At 67.0% G+C, this 24,524-nt stretch carries 21 protein-coding genes; 10 read left to right on the top strand and 11 right to left on the bottom strand.

Annotated elements, in window-relative coordinates; translation table 11 throughout:
• Positions 1-49 precede the first annotated feature (49 nt).
• From ACSS7Z_RS09055 to ACSS7Z_RS09040, 4 genes are all read left to right on the top strand, one after another.
• Complete coding sequence (locus ACSS7Z_RS09055) at positions 50-4,750, top strand: Lhr family ATP-dependent helicase (protein ID WP_438254245.1); 4,701 nt, start codon at positions 50-52, stop codon at positions 4,748-4,750.
• A 54-nt stretch (positions 4,751-4,804) separates the two neighbouring features.
• The gene (locus ACSS7Z_RS09050; protein ID WP_438254243.1) at positions 4,805-5,647 is read left to right on the top strand and encodes an EI24 domain-containing protein; all 843 of its coding nucleotides are present in this window, start codon (positions 4,805-4,807) and stop codon (positions 5,645-5,647) included.
• On the top strand, positions 5,640-6,413 hold the full coding sequence (locus ACSS7Z_RS09045) for a DNA-formamidopyrimidine glycosylase family protein (protein ID WP_438254241.1): 774 nt from the start codon (positions 5,640-5,642) through the stop codon (positions 6,411-6,413). The genes ACSS7Z_RS09050 and ACSS7Z_RS09045 overlap by 8 nt, the downstream gene beginning before the upstream one ends.
• Before the next feature lie 80 nt (positions 6,414-6,493).
• On the top strand, positions 6,494-6,901 hold the full coding sequence (locus ACSS7Z_RS09040; protein ID WP_438254240.1) for a transferase: 408 nt from the start codon (positions 6,494-6,496) through the stop codon (positions 6,899-6,901).
• Positions 6,902-6,983: 82 nt separating this feature from the next.
• On the opposite strand, the gene ACSS7Z_RS09035 is transcribed toward ACSS7Z_RS09040, so the two are convergent.
• Genes ACSS7Z_RS09035 through phnD form a run of 3 tightly spaced genes read right to left on the bottom strand, consistent with a single transcriptional unit; the run spans position 6,984 to position 10,702 of the window.
• Complete coding sequence (locus ACSS7Z_RS09035; RefSeq protein WP_438254238.1) at positions 6,984-8,819, bottom strand: PhnE/PtxC family ABC transporter permease; 1,836 nt, start codon at positions 8,817-8,819, stop codon at positions 6,984-6,986.
• A complete protein-coding gene (gene phnC / locus ACSS7Z_RS09030; protein WP_438254236.1) occupies positions 8,816-9,712 on the bottom strand; it encodes a phosphonate ABC transporter ATP-binding protein in 897 nt (298 codons plus the stop codon). The genes ACSS7Z_RS09035 and phnC overlap by 4 nt, the downstream gene beginning before the upstream one ends.
• 39 nt (positions 9,713-9,751) lie before the next feature.
• On the bottom strand, positions 9,752-10,702 hold the full coding sequence (phnD, locus tag ACSS7Z_RS09025) for a phosphate/phosphite/phosphonate ABC transporter substrate-binding protein (RefSeq protein WP_438254234.1): 951 nt from the start codon (positions 10,700-10,702) through the stop codon (positions 9,752-9,754).
• Positions 10,703-10,864: 162 nt separating this feature from the next.
• Between phnD and ACSS7Z_RS09020 the strand changes: the two genes are divergently transcribed.
• The 3 genes from ACSS7Z_RS09020 to ACSS7Z_RS09010 are packed head-to-tail and all read left to right on the top strand — an operon-like array spanning position 10,865 to position 14,063.
• Positions 10,865-11,587 (top strand): LysR substrate-binding domain-containing protein, encoded by a 723-nt coding sequence (locus ACSS7Z_RS09020; RefSeq protein ID WP_438254232.1) that lies wholly within the window; start codon positions 10,865-10,867, stop codon positions 11,585-11,587.
• Positions 11,588-11,607: 20 nt separating this feature from the next.
• Complete coding sequence (locus ACSS7Z_RS09015; protein ID WP_438254230.1) at positions 11,608-13,347, top strand: alkaline phosphatase family protein; 1,740 nt, start codon at positions 11,608-11,610, stop codon at positions 13,345-13,347.
• Positions 13,347-14,063, top strand: a complete 717-nt coding sequence (locus tag ACSS7Z_RS09010) for a glutamine amidotransferase-related protein (protein ID WP_438254229.1) — start codon at positions 13,347-13,349, stop codon at positions 14,061-14,063. Before ACSS7Z_RS09015 ends, ACSS7Z_RS09010 begins: the two co-directional genes overlap by 1 nt.
• 13 nt (positions 14,064-14,076) lie before the next feature.
• Here ACSS7Z_RS09010 and ACSS7Z_RS09005 read toward each other — a convergent pair whose 3' ends face one another.
• The 3 genes from ACSS7Z_RS09005 to ACSS7Z_RS08995 all read right to left on the bottom strand — a co-directional run bounded on the left by ACSS7Z_RS09005 (position 14,077) and on the right by ACSS7Z_RS08995 (position 18,355).
• The gene (locus tag ACSS7Z_RS09005) at positions 14,077-16,617 is read right to left on the bottom strand and encodes an ATP-dependent Clp protease ATP-binding subunit (RefSeq protein WP_438254228.1); all 2,541 of its coding nucleotides are present in this window, start codon (positions 16,615-16,617) and stop codon (positions 14,077-14,079) included.
• Positions 16,618-16,691: 74 nt separating this feature from the next.
• Positions 16,692-17,150, bottom strand: coding sequence for a glutaminase (locus ACSS7Z_RS09000; protein ID WP_438254226.1), 459 nt, complete (start codon positions 17,148-17,150; stop codon positions 16,692-16,694).
• Positions 17,147-18,355 carry a cation:proton antiporter gene (locus tag ACSS7Z_RS08995; RefSeq protein WP_438254225.1) on the bottom strand — a complete coding sequence of 403 codons (1,209 nt, stop codon included), beginning with the start codon at positions 18,353-18,355 and terminating at the stop codon, positions 17,147-17,149. Before ACSS7Z_RS08995 ends, ACSS7Z_RS09000 begins: the two co-directional genes overlap by 4 nt.
• Before the next feature lie 95 nt (positions 18,356-18,450).
• Here ACSS7Z_RS08995 and purU point away from each other — a divergent pair, with 95 nt between their 5' ends.
• Entirely contained in the window at positions 18,451-19,314 is an 864-nt protein-coding gene (purU, locus tag ACSS7Z_RS08990; RefSeq protein ID WP_438254223.1) for a formyltetrahydrofolate deformylase, read from the top strand.
• Between the two features lie 211 nt (positions 19,315-19,525).
• Here the strand turns inward: purU and ACSS7Z_RS08985 are convergent, their stop codons facing one another.
• The 3 genes from ACSS7Z_RS08985 to ACSS7Z_RS08975 are packed head-to-tail and all read right to left on the bottom strand — an operon-like array spanning position 19,526 to position 21,253.
• Positions 19,526-19,912, bottom strand: coding sequence for a type II toxin-antitoxin system VapC family toxin (locus tag ACSS7Z_RS08985; RefSeq protein ID WP_438254222.1), 387 nt, complete (start codon positions 19,910-19,912; stop codon positions 19,526-19,528).
• The gene (locus tag ACSS7Z_RS08980) at positions 19,909-20,166 is read right to left on the bottom strand and encodes a type II toxin-antitoxin system Phd/YefM family antitoxin (protein ID WP_438254221.1); all 258 of its coding nucleotides are present in this window, start codon (positions 20,164-20,166) and stop codon (positions 19,909-19,911) included. Before ACSS7Z_RS08980 ends, ACSS7Z_RS08985 begins: the two co-directional genes overlap by 4 nt.
• 43 nt (positions 20,167-20,209) lie before the next feature.
• On the bottom strand, positions 20,210-21,253 hold the full coding sequence (locus ACSS7Z_RS08975) for an NAD(P)H-dependent flavin oxidoreductase (protein ID WP_438254220.1): 1,044 nt from the start codon (positions 21,251-21,253) through the stop codon (positions 20,210-20,212).
• Between the two features lie 44 nt (positions 21,254-21,297).
• Between ACSS7Z_RS08975 and ACSS7Z_RS08970 the strand changes: the two genes are divergently transcribed.
• Entirely contained in the window at positions 21,298-21,585 is a 288-nt protein-coding gene (locus ACSS7Z_RS08970) for a DUF6412 domain-containing protein (protein ID WP_438254218.1), read from the top strand.
• A 65-nt stretch (positions 21,586-21,650) separates the two neighbouring features.
• Entirely contained in the window at positions 21,651-22,397 is a 747-nt protein-coding gene (locus tag ACSS7Z_RS08965) for a YidC/Oxa1 family membrane protein insertase (RefSeq protein WP_438254217.1), read from the top strand.
• 13 nt (positions 22,398-22,410) lie between these two features.
• Here the strand turns inward: ACSS7Z_RS08965 and ACSS7Z_RS08960 are convergent, their stop codons facing one another.
• Together ACSS7Z_RS08960 and ACSS7Z_RS08955 are read right to left on the bottom strand one after the other, a co-directional pair.
• The gene (locus ACSS7Z_RS08960) at positions 22,411-23,415 is read right to left on the bottom strand and encodes an EamA family transporter (RefSeq protein WP_438254216.1); all 1,005 of its coding nucleotides are present in this window, start codon (positions 23,413-23,415) and stop codon (positions 22,411-22,413) included.
• 19 nt (positions 23,416-23,434) lie between these two features.
• Entirely contained in the window at positions 23,435-24,523 is a 1,089-nt protein-coding gene (locus ACSS7Z_RS08955; protein WP_438254214.1) for an alcohol dehydrogenase catalytic domain-containing protein, read from the bottom strand.
• Between the last annotated feature and the right edge of the window lies 1 nt (position 24,524).

The following is a 24,524-nucleotide window of genomic DNA, read 5'->3' as shown; positions in this document are numbered from 1 at the left end:
TGCACGTCTGTCAGAGACGAATGTCTGAGGCCTGGGCGATGATTGAAGGATGAGCAGCGTGCTCGACCGTTTCACCCCGGCAACCCAGGACTGGTTCCGGGGCGCCTTCAGCGCGCCGACTCCCGCGCAGACCGGCGCATGGAAGGCAATCTCAGCGGGCAAGCACGCGCTCGTGGTTGCCCCGACCGGGTCGGGTAAGACGCTCTCGGCATTCCTCTGGGCGATCGACAGCGTCTTCCGTGCCCATCAAGTTCACAAGCCAGCGGATGCCCCGGCATCCGACCCCGCCGACGGCGAAGCCCGCACGCGCATCCTGTACATCTCTCCGTTGAAAGCGCTCGGCGTCGACGTCGAGCGCAACCTGCGCTCGCCCCTGGTCGGCATCGGCCAGTCCGCCCGACGGCTGGGACTCGAAGCTCCGGGAGTGAGCGTGGGCGTCCGTTCCGGCGACACCACCTCCAGCGATCGGCGAAAACTCGTCACGAATCCGCCAGACATCCTGATCACCACACCCGAGTCGTTGTACCTGATGCTCACCAGCCGCGCTCGTGAAACGCTGCGCGACGTGCACACGGTGATCATCGACGAAGTACACGCCGTCGCCGCCACCAAACGCGGTGCGCACCTTGCGGTCAGTCTCGAACGCCTCGACTCGCTGCGGCGCTCACATCGACCGGATGCCCCACCGGCACAGCGCATCGGACTTTCGGCGACTGTGCGTCCCATCGACGAGGTCGCCCGATTCCTCGGCGGATCCGAGCCCGTCGAGATCGTGGCACCGAAGGCATCGAAGACGTTCGAGCTCAGCGTCACGGTCCCGGTGGACGACATGACGAACCCGCCGCCACCGCCCGGCGCGCCGGCCGCAGGCGATGATCCCGCCGAGTACACCGAGGTCACCGGATCGGTCTGGCCGCACGTCGAAGAGGCCATCGTCGACCGCATTCTCGAGAACAACTCGACAATCGTCTTCTCGAACTCGCGTCGTCTCGCGGAACGACTGACCGGACGACTAAACGAGATCTACGCCGAGCGTATCGGCGCGCCCCTTCCCGAAACAACGGCGCCGCCCGCCGCGATGATGGCACAGGGCGGGTCCACGGCCGGCGCCGATCCCGTGCTCGCCAAGGCGCACCACGGCTCGGTATCCAAAGAACAGCGCGCTCTCGTCGAAGAAGAACTGAAATCCGGCATCCTGCGCTGTGTCGTCGCAACCAGCAGCCTCGAACTCGGCATCGACATGGGCGCGGTCGACCTCGTCATCCAGGTCGAGGCACCACCATCCGCGGCATCCGGTCTGCAGCGCGTCGGACGCGCGGGGCACCAGGTCGGCGAGATCAGCCGCGCCGCGCTCTTCCCGAAGCATCGCGGCGACGTTTTGCACACCGCGATCGTCACCGAACGGATGCTGGCGGGCAAGATCGAGGCGATCGCCGTGCCGCGCAATCCGCTCGACATCCTCGCCCAGCAGACCGTCGCCGCCTGCGCGCTCGACCCGCTCAGCGTCGAGGAGTGGTTCGAGACGGTGCGCCGCAGCGCGCCGTTCCACACGCTGCCGCGCTCGGCGTACGAGGCGACGCTCGATCTGCTCGCCGGCCGGTTCCCCTCCGACGAGTTCGCCGAGCTGCGCCCCCGACTTGTCTGGGACCGAGATGCCGGCACCCTCACCGGCCGCCCCGGCGCACAGCGCATCGCCGTCACCAGCGGCGGCACAATCCCCGACCGCGGCCTGTTCGGTGTCTTCGTCGCCGGCGAAGGAGCCGGACGCCGAGTCGGTGAGCTCGACGAGGAGATGGTCTACGAGTCCCGCGTCGGCGACGTCTTCACCCTCGGCACCACGAGTTGGCGAATCGCCGAGATCACCCACGACCGCGTCAACGTCATCCCGGCCTACGGACAGCCAGGACGCGTGCCGTTCTGGCACGGCGACGGCATCGGCCGCCCCTTCGAACTCGGCGAGGCGCTCGGTGCGTTCTCCCGAGAAGTAGCATCCGCCCCGCCAGAGAAGGCAGCCCAGCGCCTGATCGATGCGGGCTTGGATGAGCAGGCGCGCCGCAACCTGCTCGCGCATCTCAGCGAGCAGCGCGAGGCAACCGGCACCCTCCCCACCGATCGAACTCTGACCGTCGAGCGCGGCCGCGATGAGGTCGGCGACTGGCGTGTCATCCTTCATTCCCCATACGGCATGAAGGTGCACGCGCCGTGGGCGTTGGCGATCAACGCCCGGGTGCGCGAGCGGCTGGGCGTTGATGGCTCTGCCGTTGCCAGCGACGATGGCATCATCGTGCGGATCCCGGATGCTGACGCCGAACCGCCGGGCGCCGAACTGTTCGTCTTCGAACCCGATGAGCTGGAGCACGTCGTCACCGAGGAGGTCGGCGGATCAGCCCTGTTCGCGTCCCGTTTCCGCGAGTGCGCGGCGCGTGCGCTGCTCATGCCGCGCATGAATCCGAATAAGCGCACCCCGCTGTGGCAGCAGCGACAGCGTTCCGCGCAGCTGCTCGAGGTGGCCCGCCGCCATCCGACCTTCCCCGTGATCCTCGAGACGCTGCGCGAAGTTCTGCAGGACGTCTACGACCTCCCCTCGCTGCGCCGACTCGCGACGTCGATTGCCGAGCGACGCGTCCGCCTCATCGAGACCGAGCCCGCCCAGCCCTCCCCGTACGCGCGCGATCTGCTGTTCGGCTACGTCGGCGCATTCATGTACGAGGGCGATTCGCCGCTGGCCGAACGACGTGCAGCAGCACTGTCGGTCGACCCGGCACTGCTGGGAGAGCTGCTCGGCACGGTCGAACTGCGCGAACTGCTCGACCCGGACGTGCTCGCCCAGTTCGAACGCGAAGCCCAGCGGCTCGACCCGGAACGGCGCGTGCGCGGGCTCGAGGGCGTTGCCGATCTGCTCCGACTGCTCGGGCCCCTGGATGCCACTGAGGTCGCCGAGCGACTGCAGCCCGCCGAGGCTGGTTCCGAATCCCAGACGGAGGTACCCGTCGACGGCGTGTCGGACGGGCGACACTCCGACCAGAGCCCCGACCGTCTGGGATCCGGCACGCAGGAGGCATATGCCCACCTCGATGCGTTGATCGCCGCGCGCCGCGCCATCTCCGTCACCATCGCCGGCACCCAACGCGTCGCCGCGATCGAGGATGCCGGGCGCCTGCGCGACGCGCTCGGGGTGGCGCTGCCCACGGGCATCCCGATCGCCTTCCTCGAGCCGGTCGCCGATCCGCTCGGTGATCTGCTCGCACGCTTCGCCCGCACGCACGGTCCGTTCACAACGGATGCTGCCGCCGCTCGATTCGGTCTCGGTGGCGCCGTCGCACGCCACACTCTGCAACGGCTCGAGCAGGCGGGACGGCTCGCCAGCGGCTATTTTCTGCCGAACGCGGCGGGCACCGGGTCGGAGTCCGAATGGTGCGATGCCGAAGTGCTGCGCCGCCTGCGGATGCGCTCGCTTGCGGCGATCCGCGGCAGCGTCGAGCCGGTCTCCCCCGAGGCCTACGCACGCTTCCTTCCGGCATGGCAGCATCTGGATCGTCCGCTCGAAGGCATCGACGGCGTGCTGAACGTCATCGAGCAGTTCGCCGGCGTGCCGATTCCCGCCAGCGCCTGGGAATCGCTGGTGCTGCCCTCACGAGTGCGGGACTACACACCAGCGTTGCTGGACGAACTGACCGCGAGCGGCGAAGTCGTCTGGTCTGGGCATGGCACGTTGCCAGGGCGTGACGGGTGGGTGTCGCTGCATCCCGCCGACCTTGCCCCATTCACACTGCCCGAGCCGGAGGGAGCCGCGTCGGAGTCCCTCGAAGCCGACCTGCTCGCGGCGCTCAGCGCCGGCGGCGCCTACTTCACAGCTCAGTTGCGCGACATGATCTCAGCCCCAAACGAGCAGTCCGTGCTCGACGCCCTCTGGAATCTGACCTGGTCGAGCCGCATCACGAACGACACCTTCGCGCCCGTGCGCCAGCTGCTCGCCGGCGGTTCACAGGCGCACAAGTCGGTGCGCCGCGCGCCGCGCACACGCGCCTACCGGGGTGTCTCTTTCTCCGGCCAGACGCCGCGTCCGACGATCACCGGCGGACGCTGGTCTGCCCTGCCTGCCACCACAGGAGCGCAGACCAGTGCGGATGCCGCGCGCCGGGCAACCGTCACCGCGGGGCTGCTGCTCGACCGCTATGGGGTCGTCACCCGAGGCGCCGTGCAGTCAGAGGGCGTGCCCGGCGGCTTCGCCCAGGCGTACCGAATACTCGCCGGGTTCGAAGAGGCCGGACACTGCCGCCGCGGGTACGTCATCGAGAAGCTGGGCGTCGCGCAGTTCGCAGCATCCGCCACCGTCGACCGCCTGCGCACCTTCGCAGCCCTCGCCGACCCACCCCCGCTGAAAGCCATCACCCTCGCCGCGACCGACCCGGCCAACCCCTACGGCGCGGCGCTCGGCTGGCCGCGACGAGAGGGCGTCTCCCACCGGCCCGGGCGCAAAGCGGGCGGGCTGGTCGTCCTTGTCGACGGTTCGCTCGTGCTCTACCTCGAACGCGGTGGACGCACTGTGCTCGCATTCGATGATGATCCGGAGGTCCTGCGGGCCGCTGCATCCGATCTCGTAGCGACCTCGCGCGCCCGCCGGCTGGAGACACTCACCGTGGAGAAGATCAACGGTGAGGCGATCTATGCGACACCGTTCGCGCTGGCTCTGCAAGAGGCCGGATTCGTGCCCACCCCACGCGGGTTCACGCTGCGCAAGGCGCTGTGAAGTTACGATGGCCAGTGAGCGACCCATCACAAATCTGCAGGCGAGGTACCCCTATTGATCCGTGAATTCTTCGCCGGGGTTCGCATCCTCCTTCGCGGGTTCAGCATGTGGCGCACGCACCCGAAGTTGCTTGCGCTCGGGCTCATTCCGGCCTTCATCGCCTTCGTCGCGCTGGTGGCCGCGCTCATCCCCCTCGGGTTCACGCTCGGCTCGATCACCGACTGGATCACCCCGTTCGCGGACAGTTGGCTCTCGCCCTGGCGAGAACTGCTGCGGGTCGGCCTCGGCATCGTGATCTTCATTGCCGCGCTCGCCCTTGCCGGGACGGTGTTCACCGCTCTCACCCTGACCATCGGGGATCCGTTCTACCAGCGCATCTGGCGCGGCGTCGAGCGCGAGCTCGGCGGGCCAGAGCCCAGCGGCGAGACCGGATTCTGGACCACCGTGGGTGAGGGCATCCGGCTGGTCGTCCTGGGCATCCTGGTCGCGCTGTTGACGCTGCTGCTCGGTTTCATGCCGATCGTCGGTGGTGTGCTCGCCTCGGTCACCGGTGTCATCCTCTCCGGACGGTTGCTGGCACGAGAGCTCACCGCCCGTGCCTTCGATGCCCGCGGGATCACGACCTACACACGCTCCGAATTGCTCGGCAGCGGACGGGCACGGGTGATCGGTTTCGGTGTCGCCACCCAACTCTGTTTTCTGGTGCCGCTCGGGGCGATCGTCACGATGCCGGCGGCTGTCGCGGGTTCCACGATCCTCGCCCGCAGCCTGCAGGACAGCCGGGAGGTGTCGCAAGTGGCCGTCCCGGCGGCTCCGGAGCGACCCATTGCGCCACCTCCGGCTGCCATGACGGCGCAGCAGAACACGCCGAGAGACCCGGAGTACCCGAGTGCCTGAGGGAGACACCGTCTTTCGAACCGCGAAGCGGCTGAACACCGCGCTCGCCGGGCACACCGTCACACGATTCGACCTGCGCGTTCCTGCCTTCGCGACCGGCGATCTCACCGGTGAATCCGTGCACAGCGTGGTTCCCCGCGGCAAGCACCTGCTGATGCGCATCGGTCAGCACACGCTGCATTCTCATCTGCGCATGGATGGCGCCTGGCTCGTGTACAGCGCGGGCGAGAAGTGGCGGCATCCCGCGTTCCGGGTGCGCGCGATCGTGGGCACGCCGCAGTGCGAGGCTGTCGGCGTCGACCTCGCCGAGATCGAGCTGGTCGCCACCCGCGACGAGGGACAGCTCGTCGACTATCTGGGCCCTGATCCCCTCGCCGAGGATTGGGATGCTGCAGCGGCGGCGCGGCGCGTGGGCGCGGATGCCCGCAGCATCCATGTCGCCCTGCTCGATCAGCGAAACGTCGCCGGTTTCGGCAACGAGTACGCAGCAGAGCTCCTCTTCCTGCGCGGAATCCTGCCCACCACGGCGGCATCTGATGTCGACGCCCGAGCGCTGCTCGATCTGGGCGCGCGCACGATCCAGGCCAACCGGAACCGGCTCGATCGGACCTTCACGGGGGTGAACCGGCGGGGTCAGACGACCTGGGTATACGGCCGCGCGAACCGTCCGTGCCGCCGCTGCGGCACACTCATCCTGCGCGGCGAACAGGGCGCCGACGCGACCCGCGAACGGGTGACGTTCTGGTGCCCGCGTTGCCAGAGGTAGCCATCATCTCGATTCGGGAATGAATCGGCCCTCGCCGTGGTTGTTGATATATCCGGAGGTGTCCGGACACGGGAGGAATCTTGGGTAAGAACTACATCGACATCGAAGACGACCAGGGCAAGGCACTGCGTTACCGCAAGCATGTCAATGGTCGAGGACTGGTCGCGCACGGCGCGAAGGTGCATCCGCAGGCTGTGGTTGAAATCGGCGCCTATGTCGAACCCGGCGCGCGCATCGGCGCCGGAGCAATACTCGTGCGTGGAGCGTGGGTTGAACCTGATGCCAGCATCGGCGAAAACGCGTACATCGACGCTCACGCCCACATCGGCGCTGGCGCTGCCGTCGGCGACGGCGCCCACATCGGCGTCCGCACAGAGATCGGCGCGGGCGCACGCATCGCCCGCGGAGCACGCATCGGCGACGACGAGACCGTCGCCGCGGGCCTGCGCATCGCGACCGACCGCAGGGGCCTCTGGCTCGCTGCCTGAGCACCTCACCTGAACCTGCACGAATACCGCGCCGGGACTGCCACCCATCGTGACAGTCCCGGCGCGGTATTACCGTTTCGGTCTACTTCAGCGACCGCCGAATGAGCATCGACACGCTCTCGACCACGACCACCATCGCGATGATGACGAGCACATAGGCCAGCACTTCGTCGAAGTGTCGGCCCTGCAGAGCGTTCAGCAGCAGGAAGCCGATACCGCCGGCACCGACGATGCCGAGCAGGGTCGCCGAGCGGATGTTCTGCTCGAGCAGGTACATCAGGTGACTGACCATCGCGGGAACAGACATCGGCATGGTGGAGGAGAAGAACACTTGAGTGCGGGTGCCACCGGCGGCGAACAGCGCCCGCTCGGGGCCGCCCGGCACCTCTTCCATCGAATCGCCGATGAGCTTTGCGAGCAGGCCCACTCCGCCGATACCCAGCGCGAGCGCACCGGCCTGCGGCCCGATGCCGGCTGCGATGATGAACAGGATCGCGATGACCAGGTCCGGGATCGCACGAATGACGAGGGCGATGCCGCGGAACGTATTGCGCACCCAGCTGTTCGGAGCGACGTTGCGGGCGGACAGCGGCCCGACGACAGCCGAGATGATCGTGGCCATCAGGGTTGCTGCGAACGCGATCTGAATGGTCGTGACCACCGCGGCCAGAACGTCGCCCCAGCTGCGGCTGCCGAAGTGCGGCGGCCAGATCGCCCGGTCGCGCTCGGGATTGACCAGTTCGCTCCATGACGGGGCGAACATCTTCGCCACGTCCGGCGCGGCGTAAAGGAATGCTGCAATGACGATGAGGATGCCGGCCCACACCCACACTGTGTTGCCGATGCGGCTCCGATCCCACGGCCGGTGCATGGCCGCTTCGATCCGGGCGTTGCGATCCTGCGTCTTGATCGTGCCCGTGCTCGTGACGCCGGCGGATGCCGACGGCTTGCGCGACACCGCGCGGGCAACCGAGTCACCAACGCCCTTCCCGGTCGGACGGACGTTCAACAGGCGAGCGCGCAGCAGCGACGAGACGATCTCGAAAGCCACACACAGGGCGATGATGATGACCACCAGCGGGATCACTCGACGCATGCCCGCAGGCCCGCCGTGCAGCGCTCCGTTGAGCTCGTAGCCGATGCCAACGACGCCCACGACGCCGAGGATGACCGTCGCACGCAGGTTGATGTCGGCGCGGTGCAGCGTCACAGCGACCCAGGCGGGCAGCACCTGCGGCACGACCCCCGACCAGAACTCCTGCGACTTCGAACCGCCAGCCGCGCGGATCGCGAGCCTCGGTCCCTCATCGATCTGCTCAATGGCATCCGCGAACATCTTGGAGATCATGCCCACCGAATGCAGACCGATCGCGACGATCGCGGGGAGTGTTCCGGAGTTGAACCAGAGGAAGGCGAGGACCACGACGAAGACGACGTCGGGGATCGCACGGGCGATCACGCCGATCGCACGGCACAGCGCCATCACGGCGGAGTTCGGGGTCGTGTTCCGCGCGGCGCCGTACGCCACCGGAACCGAAAGCACCGCAGCAAGCGCCGTACCCGCGATCACCAGGGAGAGGGTGATGACGATCGTGAGGAACATGTCCCAGATCGGCTCGAACCCGACCCAGGTGGTGACGAACACCGTCGTGCCGTCTGCCTGCCGCTCGCCGGCGACCTCCCAGCCCGGCCACTGCATGGGTGTCGCCATGGTGAGGAATCGGCTGATGTTCCCGGCGGTGACGTCGAGGCTCTTCAACGAGTAATCGAGGCCGATGAACGACCACACACCGAGGGCAAGGATCGCGATGATGGTGCCGTACGAGACGATCGCGGACAGACGCGGAGCCGGCCGCGGCACGGATGCTGCACGCGGGGCGGTCGGTGACTCGATCGTGCGTGGAGCAAGTGCGGTCATGCCGGTTCCTCGTTGGCGAAGTCCTCGGCGAGGCGCTCGCGGGCGGCAGCACGGTACAGCTCGCGGCTGAGCACCTGCTCGCGGGCCTCCGCGAGCTCGTCGTCCAGCGCATGGATCTCGCGGGTAGTAGTGGCAACCCGACCGTAGATCTCCATCACTTCTTCGCGCGTCAGGTCGTCGGTGCTGGTGTCGAGGACGACGGCGCCGTTGCGCAATCCGATGATGCGGTCACCCCAGCTGAGTGCGAGGTCGACCTGGTGCAGGGAGCAGATCACCGTCAGCGAGCGCTCCGCGGCGATCTCGCGGATCAGCGCCATGACCTGGCTGCTGGATTCGGGATCGAGGGATGCCACCGGCTCGTCGGCGAGCAGGATCTCCGGGTCCTGCATCAGCGCGCGCGCAATGGCGACGCGCTGCTGCTGACCACCGGAGAGATTGTCGGCACGCTGGTATGCGAAATCGAGCAGGCCGACCCGCTCCAGGTGTCCGAGTGCCTTCTCACGCATGGAGCGCGGGTAGGTACGGATGCCGACGCGCGGGCCGCGCAGCGTGGACAGGCCACCGGTGAGCACGTTTTCCAGCACAGTCAGGGCACCGACCAGCTCGAACTGCTGGAAGATGAAGGCGATACGCCCGCGCAGCGCCCGAAGCTCGGACCCGCGCAGGGCGGAGATGGTCTGGCCGAGAGACTCGACCGCACCGGTGGTGGGAGTCTCCAGCGCGTTGATGTGACGCAGCAGCGTCGATTTCCCTGAACCGGACAGGCCCAGGAGCACGACGATCTCTCCGGGATCGACGGCCAGCGACACCCCCGACAGAGCTGGTTTTCCGGCTCCGGGATATGTCTTACCCAGATCTGCGATCTGGACGGCGGGGGTGTCGCTGTACGTCATCTGTTTACTCCTGGATTGTCAGTGCGTCGGGAACCGGGATCAGGCGCGGCAGGCCTCGACCTCGTCTGCGATCTCATCGCACAGGGTGCGGATGAGGTCGTAGTACGAGTCGTCCACTGCGCCGAAGCCGAACCAGCCATCGGTGAGGAACTCGTTGAGCTCAACGCCAGAGTCGGTCAGGTCGGACTGGGTGCTGTCGGCAAGCGCGTCGAAGAGCTGGTCCTTGACTTCCTGCGGGAGGCCCGCCTGCAGAACGATCGGCGCAGCCGGAACCTGCACGCTCTCGACCTCGACGAGCTCGCCGGAGTCGATGAGCGGCTGGGCGTCGAGGTCCTGTGCGAAGCCGACCTGGCAGTCGACACCCTCGGCGACCTTCTTCGCGTTGAGGTCGTGAGCCTCACCGAAGACGCGGTCGTTCGCGGGGACGGTGACCCCGACATCCAGCAGGCCGCCCATGGGAACGGCGAAGCCGGAGGTGGAGGTCGGGTTGACGAAGCAGACCGGCTGGTCGGCGAAGTCCGCGAGTGAGGTGATTCCGGATTCCGGGTTCGCGACAGCGACCGAGAAGTATCCGGGCTCAGCGCCATCCTGGGTGATCTGCGCACCGATGGGCTCGATGTCAGCGCCGGCGTTCTGCGACTGGTAGTAGGTGAACGCCGAGATCTGTGCGATGTCGATCTGGTTGGCGGCGAGCCCCTGCACGACGGCGGTGTAGTCGGTCGCCTGGAAGAAGTCGACCTTCTTACCGGTGATCTCAGCGATCCAGTCGGCGATCGGCTGGGCGTCCTGGTCGGCGCCCTCGTGGTCGGGGAGAACAGCGAAAACAAGAGTGTCGGAGTCGCCGGAGGCGAACGTGCCTTCCGCGCTCTCACCGCCGGTTGCTTCTCCGCCGGTTGCGGAATCAGCCGGGTCAGCGGCACAGGCGGCAAGACCGAAGGCGAGGGTGAGACCGGCGGCGATCGCGAGACCGCGCTTCAGAGTTGACTGCATGGGGAACCTTTCGCAGGCGTGGGTGCATGGGTTTTCTCGGCGGGACAGCCGATGTCGAACAGCTAAAGCTCCGCAGGCGACCGCAGCGCGGCGCGCTTCTGACGGCTGCGTGAACGAGTCGTGAATTCCGCGAGCGCGAGCAGCCGCGAGTACGCTGAACCCATGGCACATTCCGGCAGATCACGCTCTCGCGCGTCATTGGGCGGACCCGCTCGATCGACGAAGCGGCAGCCGGCGAAGCATCCGCAGAAAGTCGCGAAGAAGCAGCCCGCACCGCCGCCGCCCCCGGCCCCCGAACCGCGCACGTTCCGCCTCGGAGCGGTTGCGGGTGCGACACCGGGCAAGTGGATCGACACGTGGAAGAAGCGGATGCCCCATGTCACGCTCGAACTCGTCCCGATCGAGGCGGAAACGCAGCGCTCAGCCCTCGATGAGTTGGATGCTGCCCTCATCCGCCTGCCGCTGACCGATGAGAGCCTGCACCTCATTCCTCTTTACGACGAGCTCGCGGTGGTCGTGGCATCCATCGAATCGCACCTTCTGGCAGCCGATGAGCTCACCGCCGCTGACCTCGCCGACGAAGTGCTCATCACGCCGCTGGACGACGTGCTCGGGCCGCTGGATATTCCCGGCATCCAGACCCCGCGCTTCGCGCCGCTTCCCACCACCGGAGAAGCGATCGCGACGGCCGCATCCGGTGTCGGCATCGTCATCGTGCCAATGTCGCTCGCGCGGATGCACCAGCGCAAGGATGCCGATTACCGCCCGCTCGTCGACGGACCGGTTTCCACCGTCGCACTCGCCTGGCCCCGCGAGCGGACGACCGAAGACGTCGAGGCGTTCGTCGGGATCGTGCGCGGACGCACGGCAAACTCCTCCCGCTGACCGGCGATAGATTTATCTGCATGTCCAGCGATCGCAACGGCCCCAAGGATGCTTCCCGGCGGCAGTTCTTCAAGATTGGCGGCGCGGCTGCTCTCGGTGCTGCCGCCGGTGGTGCTGCCGGTGCGGCTATCGGCGCAGCATCCGGATATCGTGCCGGTTTCGCCGCTGGTGACAGCCATTTCGACGCGCTTGAGCCGCGATCGGCACCCGGCTTCGACCACATCGTCGTCGTCATGGGCGAGAACCGCTCCTTCGACAACCTGCTCGGCCACCTGTACACCCCCGATGATCTGCCCGAGGGGCAGAGCTTCGACGGGATCGCGTTCGGGGACTACTCGAACGTCGCACCCGACGGCACCGTGATTCCCGCCCACGTGTACGACGGCCCGACGGATGACGTGATGGGCTACCCGAATCCCGACCCGGGCGAGGAGTTCCCGCACGTCAACACCCAGCTCTTCGAGCACGTCGCCCCGGGAGAGAACGAGCACCTATGGGTCGAGGAGATGTCGTCCCCGTACAACACCCCGCCCCGTGGTGCGAAGCCGACCAACGGCGGATTCGTGCAGGACTACTTCATCAACTATCGCCGGCTCCAAAACGGCAAGAAGCCGAGCACAGATCAGCTGCAGAACATCATGGGCGGCTTCTCCCCGCAGATGCTGCCGGTGCTGTCGACGCTGGCGAAAGAGTTCGCTGTCTTCGACAATTGGTTCGCGGCCGTGCCATCGCAGACGTTCTGCAACAGATCGTTCTTTCATGCCTCGTCCTCGCATGGATTCGTCACCAACAAGCACGGCGGCGGCTACGACAAGTGGATCGATGCCGATGAGATCCCGACGATCTTCAACCGCCTCGAGGATGCCGGTCTCAGCTGGAAGATCTACTACGACGAACTGCAACTCGTCTCATACACCGGCTTTCTGCACGCACCGGCGCTGCAGCGCTTCTGGAAGAGCGAACATTTCGCCACGATGGACCAGTTCTACGCCGACACGGCAAACGGCACCCTGCCGGCGTACGCATTCATCGAACCCCGGATGACGTTCAACCACAACGACTTCCATCCGCCGTTCGGCAAGCTGCGCGGGAGCAAGATCGACGGCGTCGAGGTCGTCGACAGCGCGATCTCGGACGTGCGCGCCGGTGAGGCGCTCATCCACGAGATCTACACGGCGGTCAAGAACTCGCGCACGCCGAAGGGTTCGAACGCGGTCAACACGATGCTGCTGATCACCTTCGACGAGCACGGCGGAACCTACGACCATGCCGCACCTCCTGCCGCCCAGCCCCCGTATACGGATCAGGAACCCGGCGAGATGGGCTTCGGATTCGACCGACTCGGATGCCGCGTTCCCGCCATCGCCGTGTCGGCGTACACCCGTCGCGGCACGATCATCAACGACGAGATGCACCACGGCGCTGTCATCAAGACGCTCAGCGAACTGCACGGCCTCGAACCCCTGACTCACCGCGACGCCGGGGCGAACGATCTGTTGTCGATCGTGAACCTCACCGAACCGCGGCATCCGGATGACTGGCCGGAGACCATGCCGCAGTGGGTGCCCGCCAACCCGCAGGAGGCACCGCCGCATCCTGCCCACGTGCACAAGGACAAGCCGCTCAGCCCGCCCGCGCGCGGACTCATCGGGCTGTTGCAGGCGAGGTTCGGAGATTCGGATGCCCCGGAGCCAGAGACCTACGCCGAGGCGTATGAACTACTGCACAAGCACGGCACCGGAGTGATGGGCCCGAACTGATGGCGTCGATCCTCTACGTCTGCGTGCGCCCGGAACGCGGCGCCGCCGACGCCGAGCATGTGTCGTTCCAGCGCGGGCTCGGCGTCGCAGCACTTGATCAGCTCGACCTCATCGCCGATCCACTCACCGATGAGCTGCTCAGCCGCCACGATGGTTTCGTCATCGGCGGTTCACCGTTCAACGTGACGGATGCTGTGAAGACGCCGTTGCAGCAGCGCGTCGAAGCCGACCTCGAGCGCATCGCCGCTCGCGCGCTGTCCGGAGAAGCCGCCGCGATGTTCACCTGCTACGGCATCGGCGTCGTCACCCGGCTGCTCGGCGGTGCGCTCACGCTCGAGCGGCCCGAGTCCACGCGCGCATCCGAGATCCGCACCACCGATGAGGCCGCATCCGACCCGCTCTTCGGACCGAGCGCACCCGCGCTGACCGTCTTCACCGCGCACAAGGAGAGCGCGGTGGCCGTCCCGCCCGGCGCGACGCTTCTGGCGATCAACACCGACTGCGCGGTACAGGCGTACCGGGTGGGAACGCAGCTGTATGCGACGCAGTTCCACCCCGAGCCGAGTCCGCAGGACTTCGCGAACCGCATGACGTTCTACCGAAACAACGGCTATTTTAATGCTGCCGAATTCGACGCGGTGAAAGCAGAGATCCTCGCCGCCCAGGATGTGGGCGGCGAGGATCTACTGCGCAGGTTCGCGCTGACGTTCGACTGACGACGAGGTTCCGTCACACCTCCTGGAGCACGGCTGCCTTCACGATGAGGCCGTTCTCATCAGCATCCACATGCACATCGCCACCATCGTCGAGAGCACCGCTGACCAACAGATCGGCGATGCGATCATCGACTTCCCGCTGGATCAGGCGGCGCAGCGGACGAGCACCGAACTCCGGTTCGTAGCCGTGCTCGCCGAGCCATTCAACCGCGGCATCCGTCACGTGCAGACGCATATCGCGCTCAGCCAGACGGGCCGAGCTCGCGCTGAGAAGCAACCGCACGATGGGCGCCAACTCATCGCGAGTGAGCTTCTGGAACAGGACGATCTCGTCGATGCGGTTGAGGAACTCCGGTCGCATCGCCTCACGGAGCTTGCCCATCACGCGATCGCGCAGATCCTTCATCGACGCGAAGCCGTTTGCCGAGGCATCCTGCGATGAGACGAAACCGAGCGCACCCGAGCGGGAGGCGAGGAACTCGCTACCGATGTTCGAGGTCATCACGATCACCGTGTTGCGGAAGTCGACGGTGCGGCCCTGACCATCGGTGAGGCGTCCGTCATCGAGCACCTGTAGCAGCAGGTTGAACACGTCGGGGTGCGCCTTCTCGATCTCATCGAACAGCACGATCGAGTACGGATTGCGCCGCACCCGTTCGGTCAGCTGTCCTGCCTCGTCGTAGCCGACGTATCCGGGAGGGGCGCCGACGAGCCGCGACACCGTGTGACGTTCACCGAACTCGCTCATGTCGAAGCGGATCACCGCACTCTCGTCGTCGAACAGACGGTCAGCGAGAGCCTTCGCAAGCTCTGTCTTACCCACACCCGTCGGTCCGAGGAAGAGGAACGAACCGACCGGTCGGCGGGCATCACCCATGCCGGTGCGGCTGCGACGGACGGCACGTGCCACGGCGGCGACCGCGTCATCCTGACCGATCACCCGCGCATGCAGGTCGCTCTCCAGGTCGGCGAGACGCTCACGCTCCCCCTCGGTGAGGCGGCTGGCCGGGATACCGGTCGCCCGCGCGATCACCTCGGCGATCTCGCGCTCATCGACGATCGCCGGGCCGTCAGCCGAGTGCCCGGATTCGACCGCGTCGATCCGCGCTTGAGTCTGAACCATCTCATCGCGCAGCCGCGATGCTTCCTCATAGTGCTCAGCCGCAACGGCCGCGTTCTTCTGCGCCTCGAGGTCGGCGAGCTCTGCCATCAGCGCGGAGGTGTCCTCGGGCAGACCCAGCTTCAGCCGCAGCCGAGCACCGGCCTGATCGATCAGATCGATCGCTTTATCCGGCAGAACACGCTCGGGCAGGTAACGCGCGCTCATCGTCACGGCAGCGCGCAGCGCGGCATCCGTGTAGGTCACGCGGTGGTGATCCTGGTACGCGTCCGCGAGGCCCTCGAGGATGCGCACGGCGTCCTTGATGCTGGGCTCGTCCACCTTCACCGGCTGGAAGCGGCGCTCCAGCGCCGGATCCTTCTCGATCTGGCGGTACTCCTTGAGCGTCGTAGCACCGACCATGTGCAGGTCTCCACGAGCGAGGCGCGGCTTGAGGATGTTTCCCGCATCCATTCCGCCCTCTCCCGATCCGCCCGCGCCGACGACGGTGTGCACCTCGTCGATGAACACGATCACCGCATCCTTGCGCGCGGCGATCTCATCCATCGTCTTGGTCAGACGCTCCTCAAAATCACCGCGGTAGCGGGCTCCGGCGAGCATGCCCGGCAGATCGAGGGAAATCACCCGGCGCCCCTCGAGCTGTGCGGGAACGGTGCCGTCGACGATTGCCTGTGCGATGCCATCGACGATCGCCGTCTTGCCGACACCGGCCTCGCCGATCAGGACGGGGTTGTTCTTGGTCCGGCGGCTGAGGATCTCAATGGTCTGCTCGATCTCCTCGCTGCGGCCGATCACCGGGTCGAGCGCGCCTTCGCGGGCGCGCGCAGTCAGGTCGATGCCGTACTTGTCGAGCATGGGCGAGTCGGATGCCGCGTCGCCGGTCTGCGCGGCATCGCCGCCCACCGGTGCATCGACGTGCTCACGGACGCCCTCGGTAAGAGCATCCGCCGTCACGCCGATCTGTGCGAGAACCTGACCTGCCGGCACGTCCTGGCCGAGCACGAGCGCGAAGAAGAGGTGCACGGGCTCGATGTATGTCGCGCCGGAAGAGCGGGCCACCTGATACGCGTGGAAGAGCGCACGAGAAGCGCTCGGAGTGATCGTCGCAACATCCACTCCGGCGCGCTCGGCGGGCGATGGCAACCGGGTCTCGACAGTGTCAATGATCTGCTGCGGGGTCACCCCGATGCGCTCGATCGCCTGCGCGACGGCGGTGTCCTCGACGATCTTGCGCAGGATGTGCAGGGCATCGATCTCGGTCTGTCCGCGTTCCAGAGCAAAACGGCCCGCGCTCTGCAGAATCTGCTGCGTGCGCGCGGTGAGGAACCGGCTGAGGTCGATCGATCGCGTCTGACGGGCTCGATCGCCCGCGAGATAACGAGCGAGGAACTCATCGAACGAGTCCGCGCCGGTGTCACTGAAGTCGTTGGGCATGTGCGTTCTCCTGAAAGTTGAGTGCAGTTCACTCAAGTTAAACGCGCGGAGGACGCAAGTATTCCCGACGAGTGTCAGAGGCTTCGCATCAGCTCGATGCGTTCGCGGAGATAGGCGTCCAGCGGCATGTACGCACCCGTCGGCGACCAGCGCACGTGCGGGATGGCATCCACCGATGCGAGCGGGCCGGATGAGCCGCCGGCATCCACCACATCCACATCAATGACCGACCAGCCGACGTGGACGACCTCGCCCTCGGTGAAACCACCACGCAGCGCCATCTGTCGACGCGCAGCACGCTCGCGCGCCGACTCGGCCGTATAGCCACGACGCCCGGGATCTGCGGCGCGCAGGATCTCGGCGGTAGCGAGCACGCGATCATCGGTGAGCAGCAGCACGCCGACGTGCCATGCCTCGCCGACGCGAACGATCCGATCCCCGCGCCAGCGGGACGAGCGTTCTTCGCCGAGGCCTTCCTTGGACACATCCGCGAGCGCGGCGCGTGCGCCGGACAGCATCTCCGAAGCGGTCACAATTCTCCCTGCGGCTGGTCCTGCTCGATAGCATCCAACCGCTCGCGGTCGCCGCGTAGCGTCATCGCGATCAGCGGGTAGATCAACACCGACAGCATCCCCGCGCCCACCAGCGCCGCGGCGATCGCCGGGTCCAAGATCTTCTCGTTCACGCCGATCGCGGTCACCGCCACGATGATCGGCAGTCCGGTGGCAGCCAGCATCGCGATCGACATGCGGTCTTTGCCACCGGCGTCCGACGGTGCCGAGAACTGTGCGGCACTGCCCCGGATCACCAGCAGCGCGATCAGGAACACCGGCACCAGGACAAGTGCGAGAGGTGAGGCGGTGAGCGATGCGAGATCGAAGGTGACGCCGGTATAGATGAAGAAGACCGGCACGAGGAACCCGAACGCGATCGCCTCGAGTTTGCTCTCGATAGCTTCGGCATCCGGCTTCGGCGCCCTCGCCATGATGATGCGCCAGACAGCGCCGGCGACGAATGCGCCCAGCAGCATGTCCAGATCGAACAGGACGCTGAGCGCGACCAGGGCGGAGATCAGCAGCAGCACGAATCGCACACCGAACTGGTCGGATGTGTGCAGCGTGGCCCGAATGAATTCGTGCAGACGCCCGTGCGGCGCGCGATGGGCGAGCAGCACCACAACCGCGGCGAGAATGACGAAAGCCAGCAGGACCGCGGCGGCGATCGGCGCTCTGCGGGTGCTGAGGAAGATCGAGATCGCGATCAGCGGCAGAAACTCCCCCACCGCGCCGATCGTGGAGATGACCCGACCGAACGGCGTATCCAGCTCACGCGCGTCACGCAGGATCGGCATGAGCGTGCCCAGCGCCGTCGAGCTGAGCGCGATGCCGATCACGACCATGCCCTCATCGGGGGCGATGAGGAATCCGACACCGATGCCGAGCAGCAGGCTGAGCAGCCATCCGAGCGAAGCACGCAGCAGCGGACGACCGGAGACAGCGCGGAAGTCGATCTCGGCGCCCGCCATGAAGAACAGCATCGCGAGGCCGAAATCGCTGAGCCTGTCGAGCACGACACCCGATTCGACCCAGCCGAGCACTGCCGGCCCGAACAGGATGCCCAGGAGCAGTTCGAACACGATGATGGGCACGCGCAGCGCCGGGCGGATGCCGCGGGCCAGCAAGGGCGCGGCAACCGCCAGCAGCGGTATCAGCACCAGTCCGGCCTCGCTCGCGTTCACTCGCTCAGAGTATCGGCACTGCGGTCGGCGCGCTCGATTCGCCAGCCCCGGATGAACGGGGCAGAATCGACACAGAACTTCTGCAAGGAGCATCCATGTCTCAACCCGATACCGCACGTCTGCTCATCGCCTGTGACGACCAGCCCGGCATCGTCGCCGCCGTCGCCAACGTGCTTGCTGAGCACGGCGCGAACATCATCTCGCTCGATCAGCACTCGACCGATGCCGAGGACGGACGCTTCTTCCAGCGCACGGTGATTCACCTGCCCGGCCTCTCGGCCGCACGCCTCGCGCTCGAAGCCGATCTCGGCGATGTCGGCGAGCGGTTCGGCATGGAGTGGTCGCTGCATGACGTGGCCAAGCGCAAGCGTGTGGCGATCTTCGTGTCGAAGTACGACCACTGCCTGATGGAGCTGCTGTGGCGCACCCAGCGTGGTCAGCTCGACGTCGACATCACGATGGTCATCTCCAACCACCCCGATCTCGCCGAGTCCGTGCGCACTTTCGGTGTGCCGTTCGTACACATTCCCTCCGGCTCAGGCGCCGAGGCGAAGGCTCTGATGGAGCAGCGTCAGCTCGACCTGCTGCGCGGCAACGTCGACCTGGTCGTGCTTGCGCGGTACATGCAGATCCTCACCGACGACTTCATCGAGCAGGTCGGCGCTCCGGTGATCAACATCCACCACTCGTTCCTGCCGGCGTTCATCGGGGCGAACCCGTACGCACGTGCGAAAGAGCGGGGCGTGAAGTTGATCGGTGCGACCGCGCACTACGCGACGGCCGACCTCGATGAGGGCCCGATCATCGAGCAGGACGTCACACGTGCCACGCACTCCGACTCGGCCGCCGAGCTGCAGAGCCGCGGCGCCGACGTCGAGCGGCTGGTGCTCGCGCGTGCTGTGCAGTGGCACGCCGAGGACCGCGTGATCGTGCACGGCCGCTCGACCGTTATTCTGTAGCGCTTCGCGCGCCCACACCACCCGCTCCGGCCGGTCCCGCGCCGCCCTCGTGGGTCGCGCGGCCCGCGCCGGTCCAGACCCTCACAACCCGTTCCGGTCGCACTTCGTGTCGCTAAACCCCACTGTTAGCAGCACGAATTGCGACCGGAGCAGGGGGTAGGCGCGCGGGGACGCCGCAGCAGGGTGGGTCTGCCTGTCGGTCGGTCGGAGGTCAATTCACGACATCGACCGCGAGGCCATGGGATGCCGCGGCGAGCCTCTTATCGTTAGTCCAGAATTCGTCGCATCCGCTCAGCTGCGCCGCAGCCAGGTGCAGAGCATCCGGAGTCTTGAGCCCGAAATCCGCGCGCAGCTCTGCAGCGCGAATGAATGCCGCGGCGTCGAGGGATATCCGCTCCAGTCGGTCAAAGATCGCCAGGTAGCGGTCCCGGAGCTCAACGTTCTTCTCCCGCAACGGGACCACCAAACATTCGTGCAAAGCGAGATCGCTTGCGCCCACCAGCGACCTGGTCTGACTCAGAGCGGCTCGCACGGCATCCCCGCGCGCACTCCGGTCTTCCAGCGCATAGATGAGGATGCACGAATCCAGGTAGATCATTCCCAGGAATCCCGCGCTGCAGCGATCTGGGCATCCAGTTCTGCGCTCGTCCGAGAGAGTCTCGTTGGCACCGGATTGGACTCGATCCATTCGATCAGTGCGGTGCCACTCCTGATCAGATCGACCGGACCGATCGGGACCAGACGCGCCACTGGGGCGCCCCTTTTCGTGATCACCACATCCTCGCCGGACTGCGACTCCGCGATCAATCGCGAGAGGTTGTTCCGCGCGTCGAGAACATTGTGCTGAGCCATCTAGCCATTATAGCCAAACTTCTAGCCAGGTCGGGAATCTGGTTCAGTGGTCGGGTAGCCCCGCCACCAGCTCAGCGAACACCTCGTCCGCCGCATCCCACCGCGCCAGCGGGGCCCCTTGGCCGAGCCACAGCGACTGCAGCTCCCCCAGACTCTGCTTGCCCGCCTCAGCGCGGAAGCGCCCGGTCAACCAGTTCTGCATCGGGAACGGTGCGATCGTGCCGCTGGCCTCGATCGCCCGCACGGTGCGGTTGCGGACGCCGCGGGCCAGGCGTCCGCTCATCGCCTTCGTCAGGACGCTCTCGTCGGCGGCGGTGCGACGAATGGCCGCACGGTGCGCATCGTTAGCTGCGGATTCGCGCGTCCCCAGGAACGCCGTGCCGACCTGCACACCGGATGCCCCGAGCGCCAGGGCCGCCGCGACACCGCGCCGGTCGGCAACGCCTCCGGCTGCGATGACCGGAATCGACACGGCATCCACCACCTGCGGCACGAGCACGAACGTGCCCACCAGAGATTGCTCCGGCGTGCGCAGGAAAGACACCCGGTGACCTGCCGCTTCGGCGCCGCTGGCGATGACAGCATCCACACCTGCACCCGCGAGCACGACGGCCTCGGCCACCGTCGTCGCCGTGCCAACAACTCGGATCCCACGCCGATGCGCCTCCTCGACGACGTCGCCCGATGGCACCCCGTAGACGACGCTGAGTACGGCGGGAGCGGCATCCCAAATCGCGTCGAGCTGCTCGTCCAGCGGCGGCAGGTAGCGCTCGGGACGCGCGGGAACCTCCACGCCGACGGCCTCGTAGAACGGCTCCAGCGCCTGCGCGAAGACCGTGTGCTGCGGACCGGGCGCCACCTCATCTCCGGTCGGAAGCCAGATGTTCAGCGCAAACGGTTTGTCGGTTGCGGCGCGCAGCTCGGTAGCGGTGGACCGGATGCGGTCACCGTCGTAGCCGTACAGCCCATAAGCGCCGAGGCCGCCGGCCTCGCTCACGGCCGCGGTCAGCGCGACGGAGGACAGCCCGCCGAATGCGCCGAGCAGAATCGGATGCTGGATGCCGAAAACCTCACGCAGATCGCTCATACTCCGAGGCTACGCCTCAGGTGCCCACTGGTAATCTCTGTGACATGGCGGACTGGTTCGAGCAGGTGGTGCAGCTGGTGCTGTCCGCGCTCGGGCTGCTCGCGATGCCCGACCTGGCAACGCTCGATTTCGCCGCTCTTAGCCTGACACTCGCCCTCGTGGCCGTCGCGACGCTCATCGTCGCCATCACGCTCGGCATCGCCGAGACTGGCCAGGGCTCTTCGCCGCATCCGCTGCGCGCCATCGATCGATCCGTGCTGCTTTCGCAGAGTGATCCGGATGCCGCGGGCCACCCGCGTCCGCGAGCACCGGGAGTCGTGCGCGCCGTGTGATCGTCCGCCAGTGACGGGAGCACGGCATCACGCCGACACTCCCCTCACTCTGAACGGACTATCTTTTGGACATCTACGCCTTCGGGCCCATCGCGGCGATCCTCGACGCCGCCTACGGCGCTCTCACCGCGCTGTCTGCACTGCTGGAACCTCTGGCCGGAACCGCAGCATCCGCGGCCGCTGTCATTCTGGTGACGCTGCTCGTGCGTGCGCTGCTCATCCCGGTCGGGATCTCCCAGGCCAAAGCCGAGCAGACCCGCGCCCGGCTCGCGCCGCGATTGCGCGAACTGCAGAAGCGGCACAAGAAGAACCCCGAGAAGCTGCAGCGCGAGACGATGCAGCTCTACAAGGACGAGAACACGTCGCCGTTCGCGGGATGTCTGCCTGTGCTCGCGCAGGCGCCGGTGATCGGCATCCTCTACACGCTGTTCCTGCGCACCGACATCGCCGGCCATGCGAACGAACTGCTCACGCATGATCTGTTCGGGGCGTCGCTGGGCACGAGTCTGGTCACGATGCTGTTCACCGGTCCGTTCTCGCTTCCGACGCTCGTCGTCTCCGGCGTGCTCATCGCGATCATGATCGTCGTCGCCGAGATCACGCGGCGCATCTTCCGCCCCGTCGCCGTGGACGATTCCCCGATGTCATCGCCCGGGATGCTCGGGATGATGAACGCCCTGCACTATCTGACCGCCGTCTTCGCGGTGTTCGTGCCGCTGGCAGCAGGGCTGTATCTGACGGTGACTGTCGTGTGGACGCTCGTGCAGCGGGTGATCCTGCGGCGTCGCTATCCGCTGCCGACGAGCGTGTGAGCGGGGTGCTGGGTCAGTTCGGGATGATCGGGATCGTCCCGGTGAACACCGCCGGCGGTTCTTCCGGGCCCTTCGTCGCATCCGCGGCGCCTGTGCGATCGGCGTCGGTCGTGCCGCCGGTGTCGCCCGCGCCGCCTGCGCCGCCTGCAACCCGCGCGGAACGGCGCGCACCCACGGTGATTCCCACGCTCGCGACGACCACCAGCGCGACGGCCGCGAGCCTCAAGGGTGTCGCACTCTGGGCGAGCACGAGCCATCCGGCGAGTGTGGCAAAAGCCGGTTCGAGGCTCAGCAGCACACCGAAGACGCGCTGCGGAAGTCGGCGCAGCGCCGCCAGTTCGAAGCTGTAGGGAATCACTGAAGAGAGCACCGCCGTGGCGAGCGCGAGCAGCAGCAGGGTGATGTCGGATGCCGCGGCTATCGTCGTGGGCACACCGATCGGGAGGAGAAGAACGGATGCCACGAGCAGCCCGACCACGAGACCCCCACTGCCGGGAATCGCCTTGCCGACACTGGCGCTCATGCGGATGTAGAACGCCCAGAACCCCGCTGCGATCAGGGTGAAGAAGACGCCGAGGGGGTCGAGCGGGTCTGCGCCGAGGATGCCGTCCACACCGAGCAACGCCATGCCGATCAGGGCGACGGTGACCCAGACGCCGTCGAGGAGGCGTCTGGTGAGAACGGCGGCGAGCACGAGCGGTCCGAGAAACTCGATCGCCACGGCGGGGCCCAGCGGAACGCGCTCGATTCCGGCGTAGAAGAAGCCGTTCATCCCCGTGAGGGAGACACCGAACAGCACGGCGGTGATCCATTGCTGCTTGCTCCAGCCGCGCACGCGCGGGCGGACGATCACCAGCAGCAGAAGTGCGGCGATCCCGATGCGCAGTGATGTCACTCCCCACGCGCCGAGGGCTGGGAACAGCTGGGTGGCGATGGCGGCGCCAAAAGGCAGCGAGAGGCACGATCCGACGACCAGAGCTACGCCCACGGCGGTGCTCTGCGAGGCTGGTGTGCGCATCACACCAGCCTGCCCGATGTCAGCGCGGATCGATAGCGACTCGCAGCGGCGCTCCGGGCGCGGATGCTGCGCTGAGTGCAGCATCCACATCGCGCAGCGGATGCACCGCGCCGATCACCTCGCTGAACGGATACGCACGTCCGCGACCGGCCAGGAAACCCACTGCCCCGACGAGGTCGTCGGCCGTGTAGTTGTGCACGCCCACCACGCTCACCAGACGCCGCACGATGCTTTCGGCATCCAGCGGCACGGGCGGTGCCGGAAAGACGCTGCCGACCAGAGCCACGCTTCCTCCGACGTCGGCTGCAGCCAGCGCGTCGGCGACAGCGTGGCCGGATGCCTCGATCACGATGTCTGCGGGCTCGACAGCGGCAGCGAGTCCCACTCCCCCGAATCGCTCCGCGAAACTGCGGCGCGCAGGTGAAGGGTCGACGATGCTGACCTGAGCTCCGGCATCCGCTGCAATTGCCGCGGCCGACAGCCCGACCAGACCCGCGCCGTAGACGAGAACACGCAGCCCTTCCAAGCTCCGACCGGCCGCTGCGCGTGCGACCGCCGCCCAGGCCGTGGCCGTCGCGCACGAGGCCGGCGCGAACACCGCGGCCGGCAGCGCCTCCGGCACCCGCACGATTGCCGTTCCCACGCGCAGATGCGCATGCGTGGCGAATCCTCCGGTCAGCTCCCAGCGCGGTTCAATGCGCTCGTGCCCATATTTGGCGAGCACCGCGCACTTCTGCGTGTGCCCGGCTTGGCATCGTTCACAGGTTCCGCAGGACACCGTCACCGACCACACCACGCGGTCGCCGATGCGCAACTCGCTGCCGTCGGCAGCCAGCACACCCGCCTCACCGATGGCGATCACCCGCCCGACGCTCTCGTGTCCGAGCACAAGCGGAATGGGAGCCGATCGGTGACCCTGCACCGTGTGCACGTCCGAGCCGCAGATGGTCGACAGCTCGATCGCGACCAGCACATCCTTCAGGCCCAGGGCGACCCCGGGCACAGCAATCGTCTCATGTGCTTGGCTGGGGCCGACCCAGACCATCGCCGTCGCCGCGGGTCTCAGCGCGACGTCGTGCCGCTCATCCTGCGGCAGCAGTACGCGCACG

This window comes from Microbacterium wangyouchuni, from assembly GCF_051546305.1.
In the GTDB taxonomy this organism is placed as follows: Bacteria; Actinomycetota; Actinomycetes; order Actinomycetales; family Microbacteriaceae; genus Microbacterium.
Note: the sequence above shows the minus strand (reverse complement) of the source record. Positions and strands in the feature narration are given on the sequence as shown.

Excerpts from the sequence above, each read along its gene's own strand:
- ACSS7Z_RS08980 (WP_438254221.1), bottom strand. The coding sequence starts at position 20,166 with ATGGCTCAGCACAATGTTCTCGACGCGCGGAACAACCTCTCGCGATTG.
- ACSS7Z_RS08985 (WP_438254222.1), bottom strand. The coding sequence starts at position 19,912 with ATGATCTACCTGGATTCGTGCATCCTCATCTATGCGCTGGAAGACCGG.
- ACSS7Z_RS08975 (WP_438254220.1), bottom strand. The coding sequence starts at position 21,253 with ATGAGCGATCTGCGTGAGGTTTTCGGCATCCAGCATCCGATTCTGCTC.
- ACSS7Z_RS09035 (WP_438254238.1), bottom strand. The coding sequence starts at position 8,819 with ATGACCGCACTTGCTCCACGCACGATCGAGTCACCGACCGCCCCGCGT.
- ACSS7Z_RS09005 (WP_438254228.1), bottom strand. The coding sequence starts at position 16,617 with ATGCCCAACGACTTCAGTGACACCGGCGCGGACTCGTTCGATGAGTTC.
- phnC (WP_438254236.1), bottom strand. The coding sequence starts at position 9,712 with ATGACGTACAGCGACACCCCCGCCGTCCAGATCGCAGATCTGGGTAAG.
- ACSS7Z_RS08970 (WP_438254218.1), top strand. The coding sequence starts at position 21,298 with ATGGCGGACTGGTTCGAGCAGGTGGTGCAGCTGGTGCTGTCCGCGCTC.
- purU (WP_438254223.1), top strand. The coding sequence starts at position 18,451 with ATGTCTCAACCCGATACCGCACGTCTGCTCATCGCCTGTGACGACCAG.
- ACSS7Z_RS09020 (WP_438254232.1), top strand. The coding sequence starts at position 10,865 with ATGGCACATTCCGGCAGATCACGCTCTCGCGCGTCATTGGGCGGACCC.
- phnD (WP_438254234.1), bottom strand. The coding sequence starts at position 10,702 with ATGCAGTCAACTCTGAAGCGCGGTCTCGCGATCGCCGCCGGTCTCACC.
- ACSS7Z_RS08960 (WP_438254216.1), bottom strand. The coding sequence starts at position 23,415 with ATGCGCACACCAGCCTCGCAGAGCACCGCCGTGGGCGTAGCTCTGGTC.
- ACSS7Z_RS09010 (WP_438254229.1), top strand. The coding sequence starts at position 13,347 with ATGGCGTCGATCCTCTACGTCTGCGTGCGCCCGGAACGCGGCGCCGCC.
- ACSS7Z_RS09055 (WP_438254245.1), top strand. The coding sequence starts at position 50 with ATGAGCAGCGTGCTCGACCGTTTCACCCCGGCAACCCAGGACTGGTTC.
- ACSS7Z_RS09015 (WP_438254230.1), top strand. The coding sequence starts at position 11,608 with ATGTCCAGCGATCGCAACGGCCCCAAGGATGCTTCCCGGCGGCAGTTC.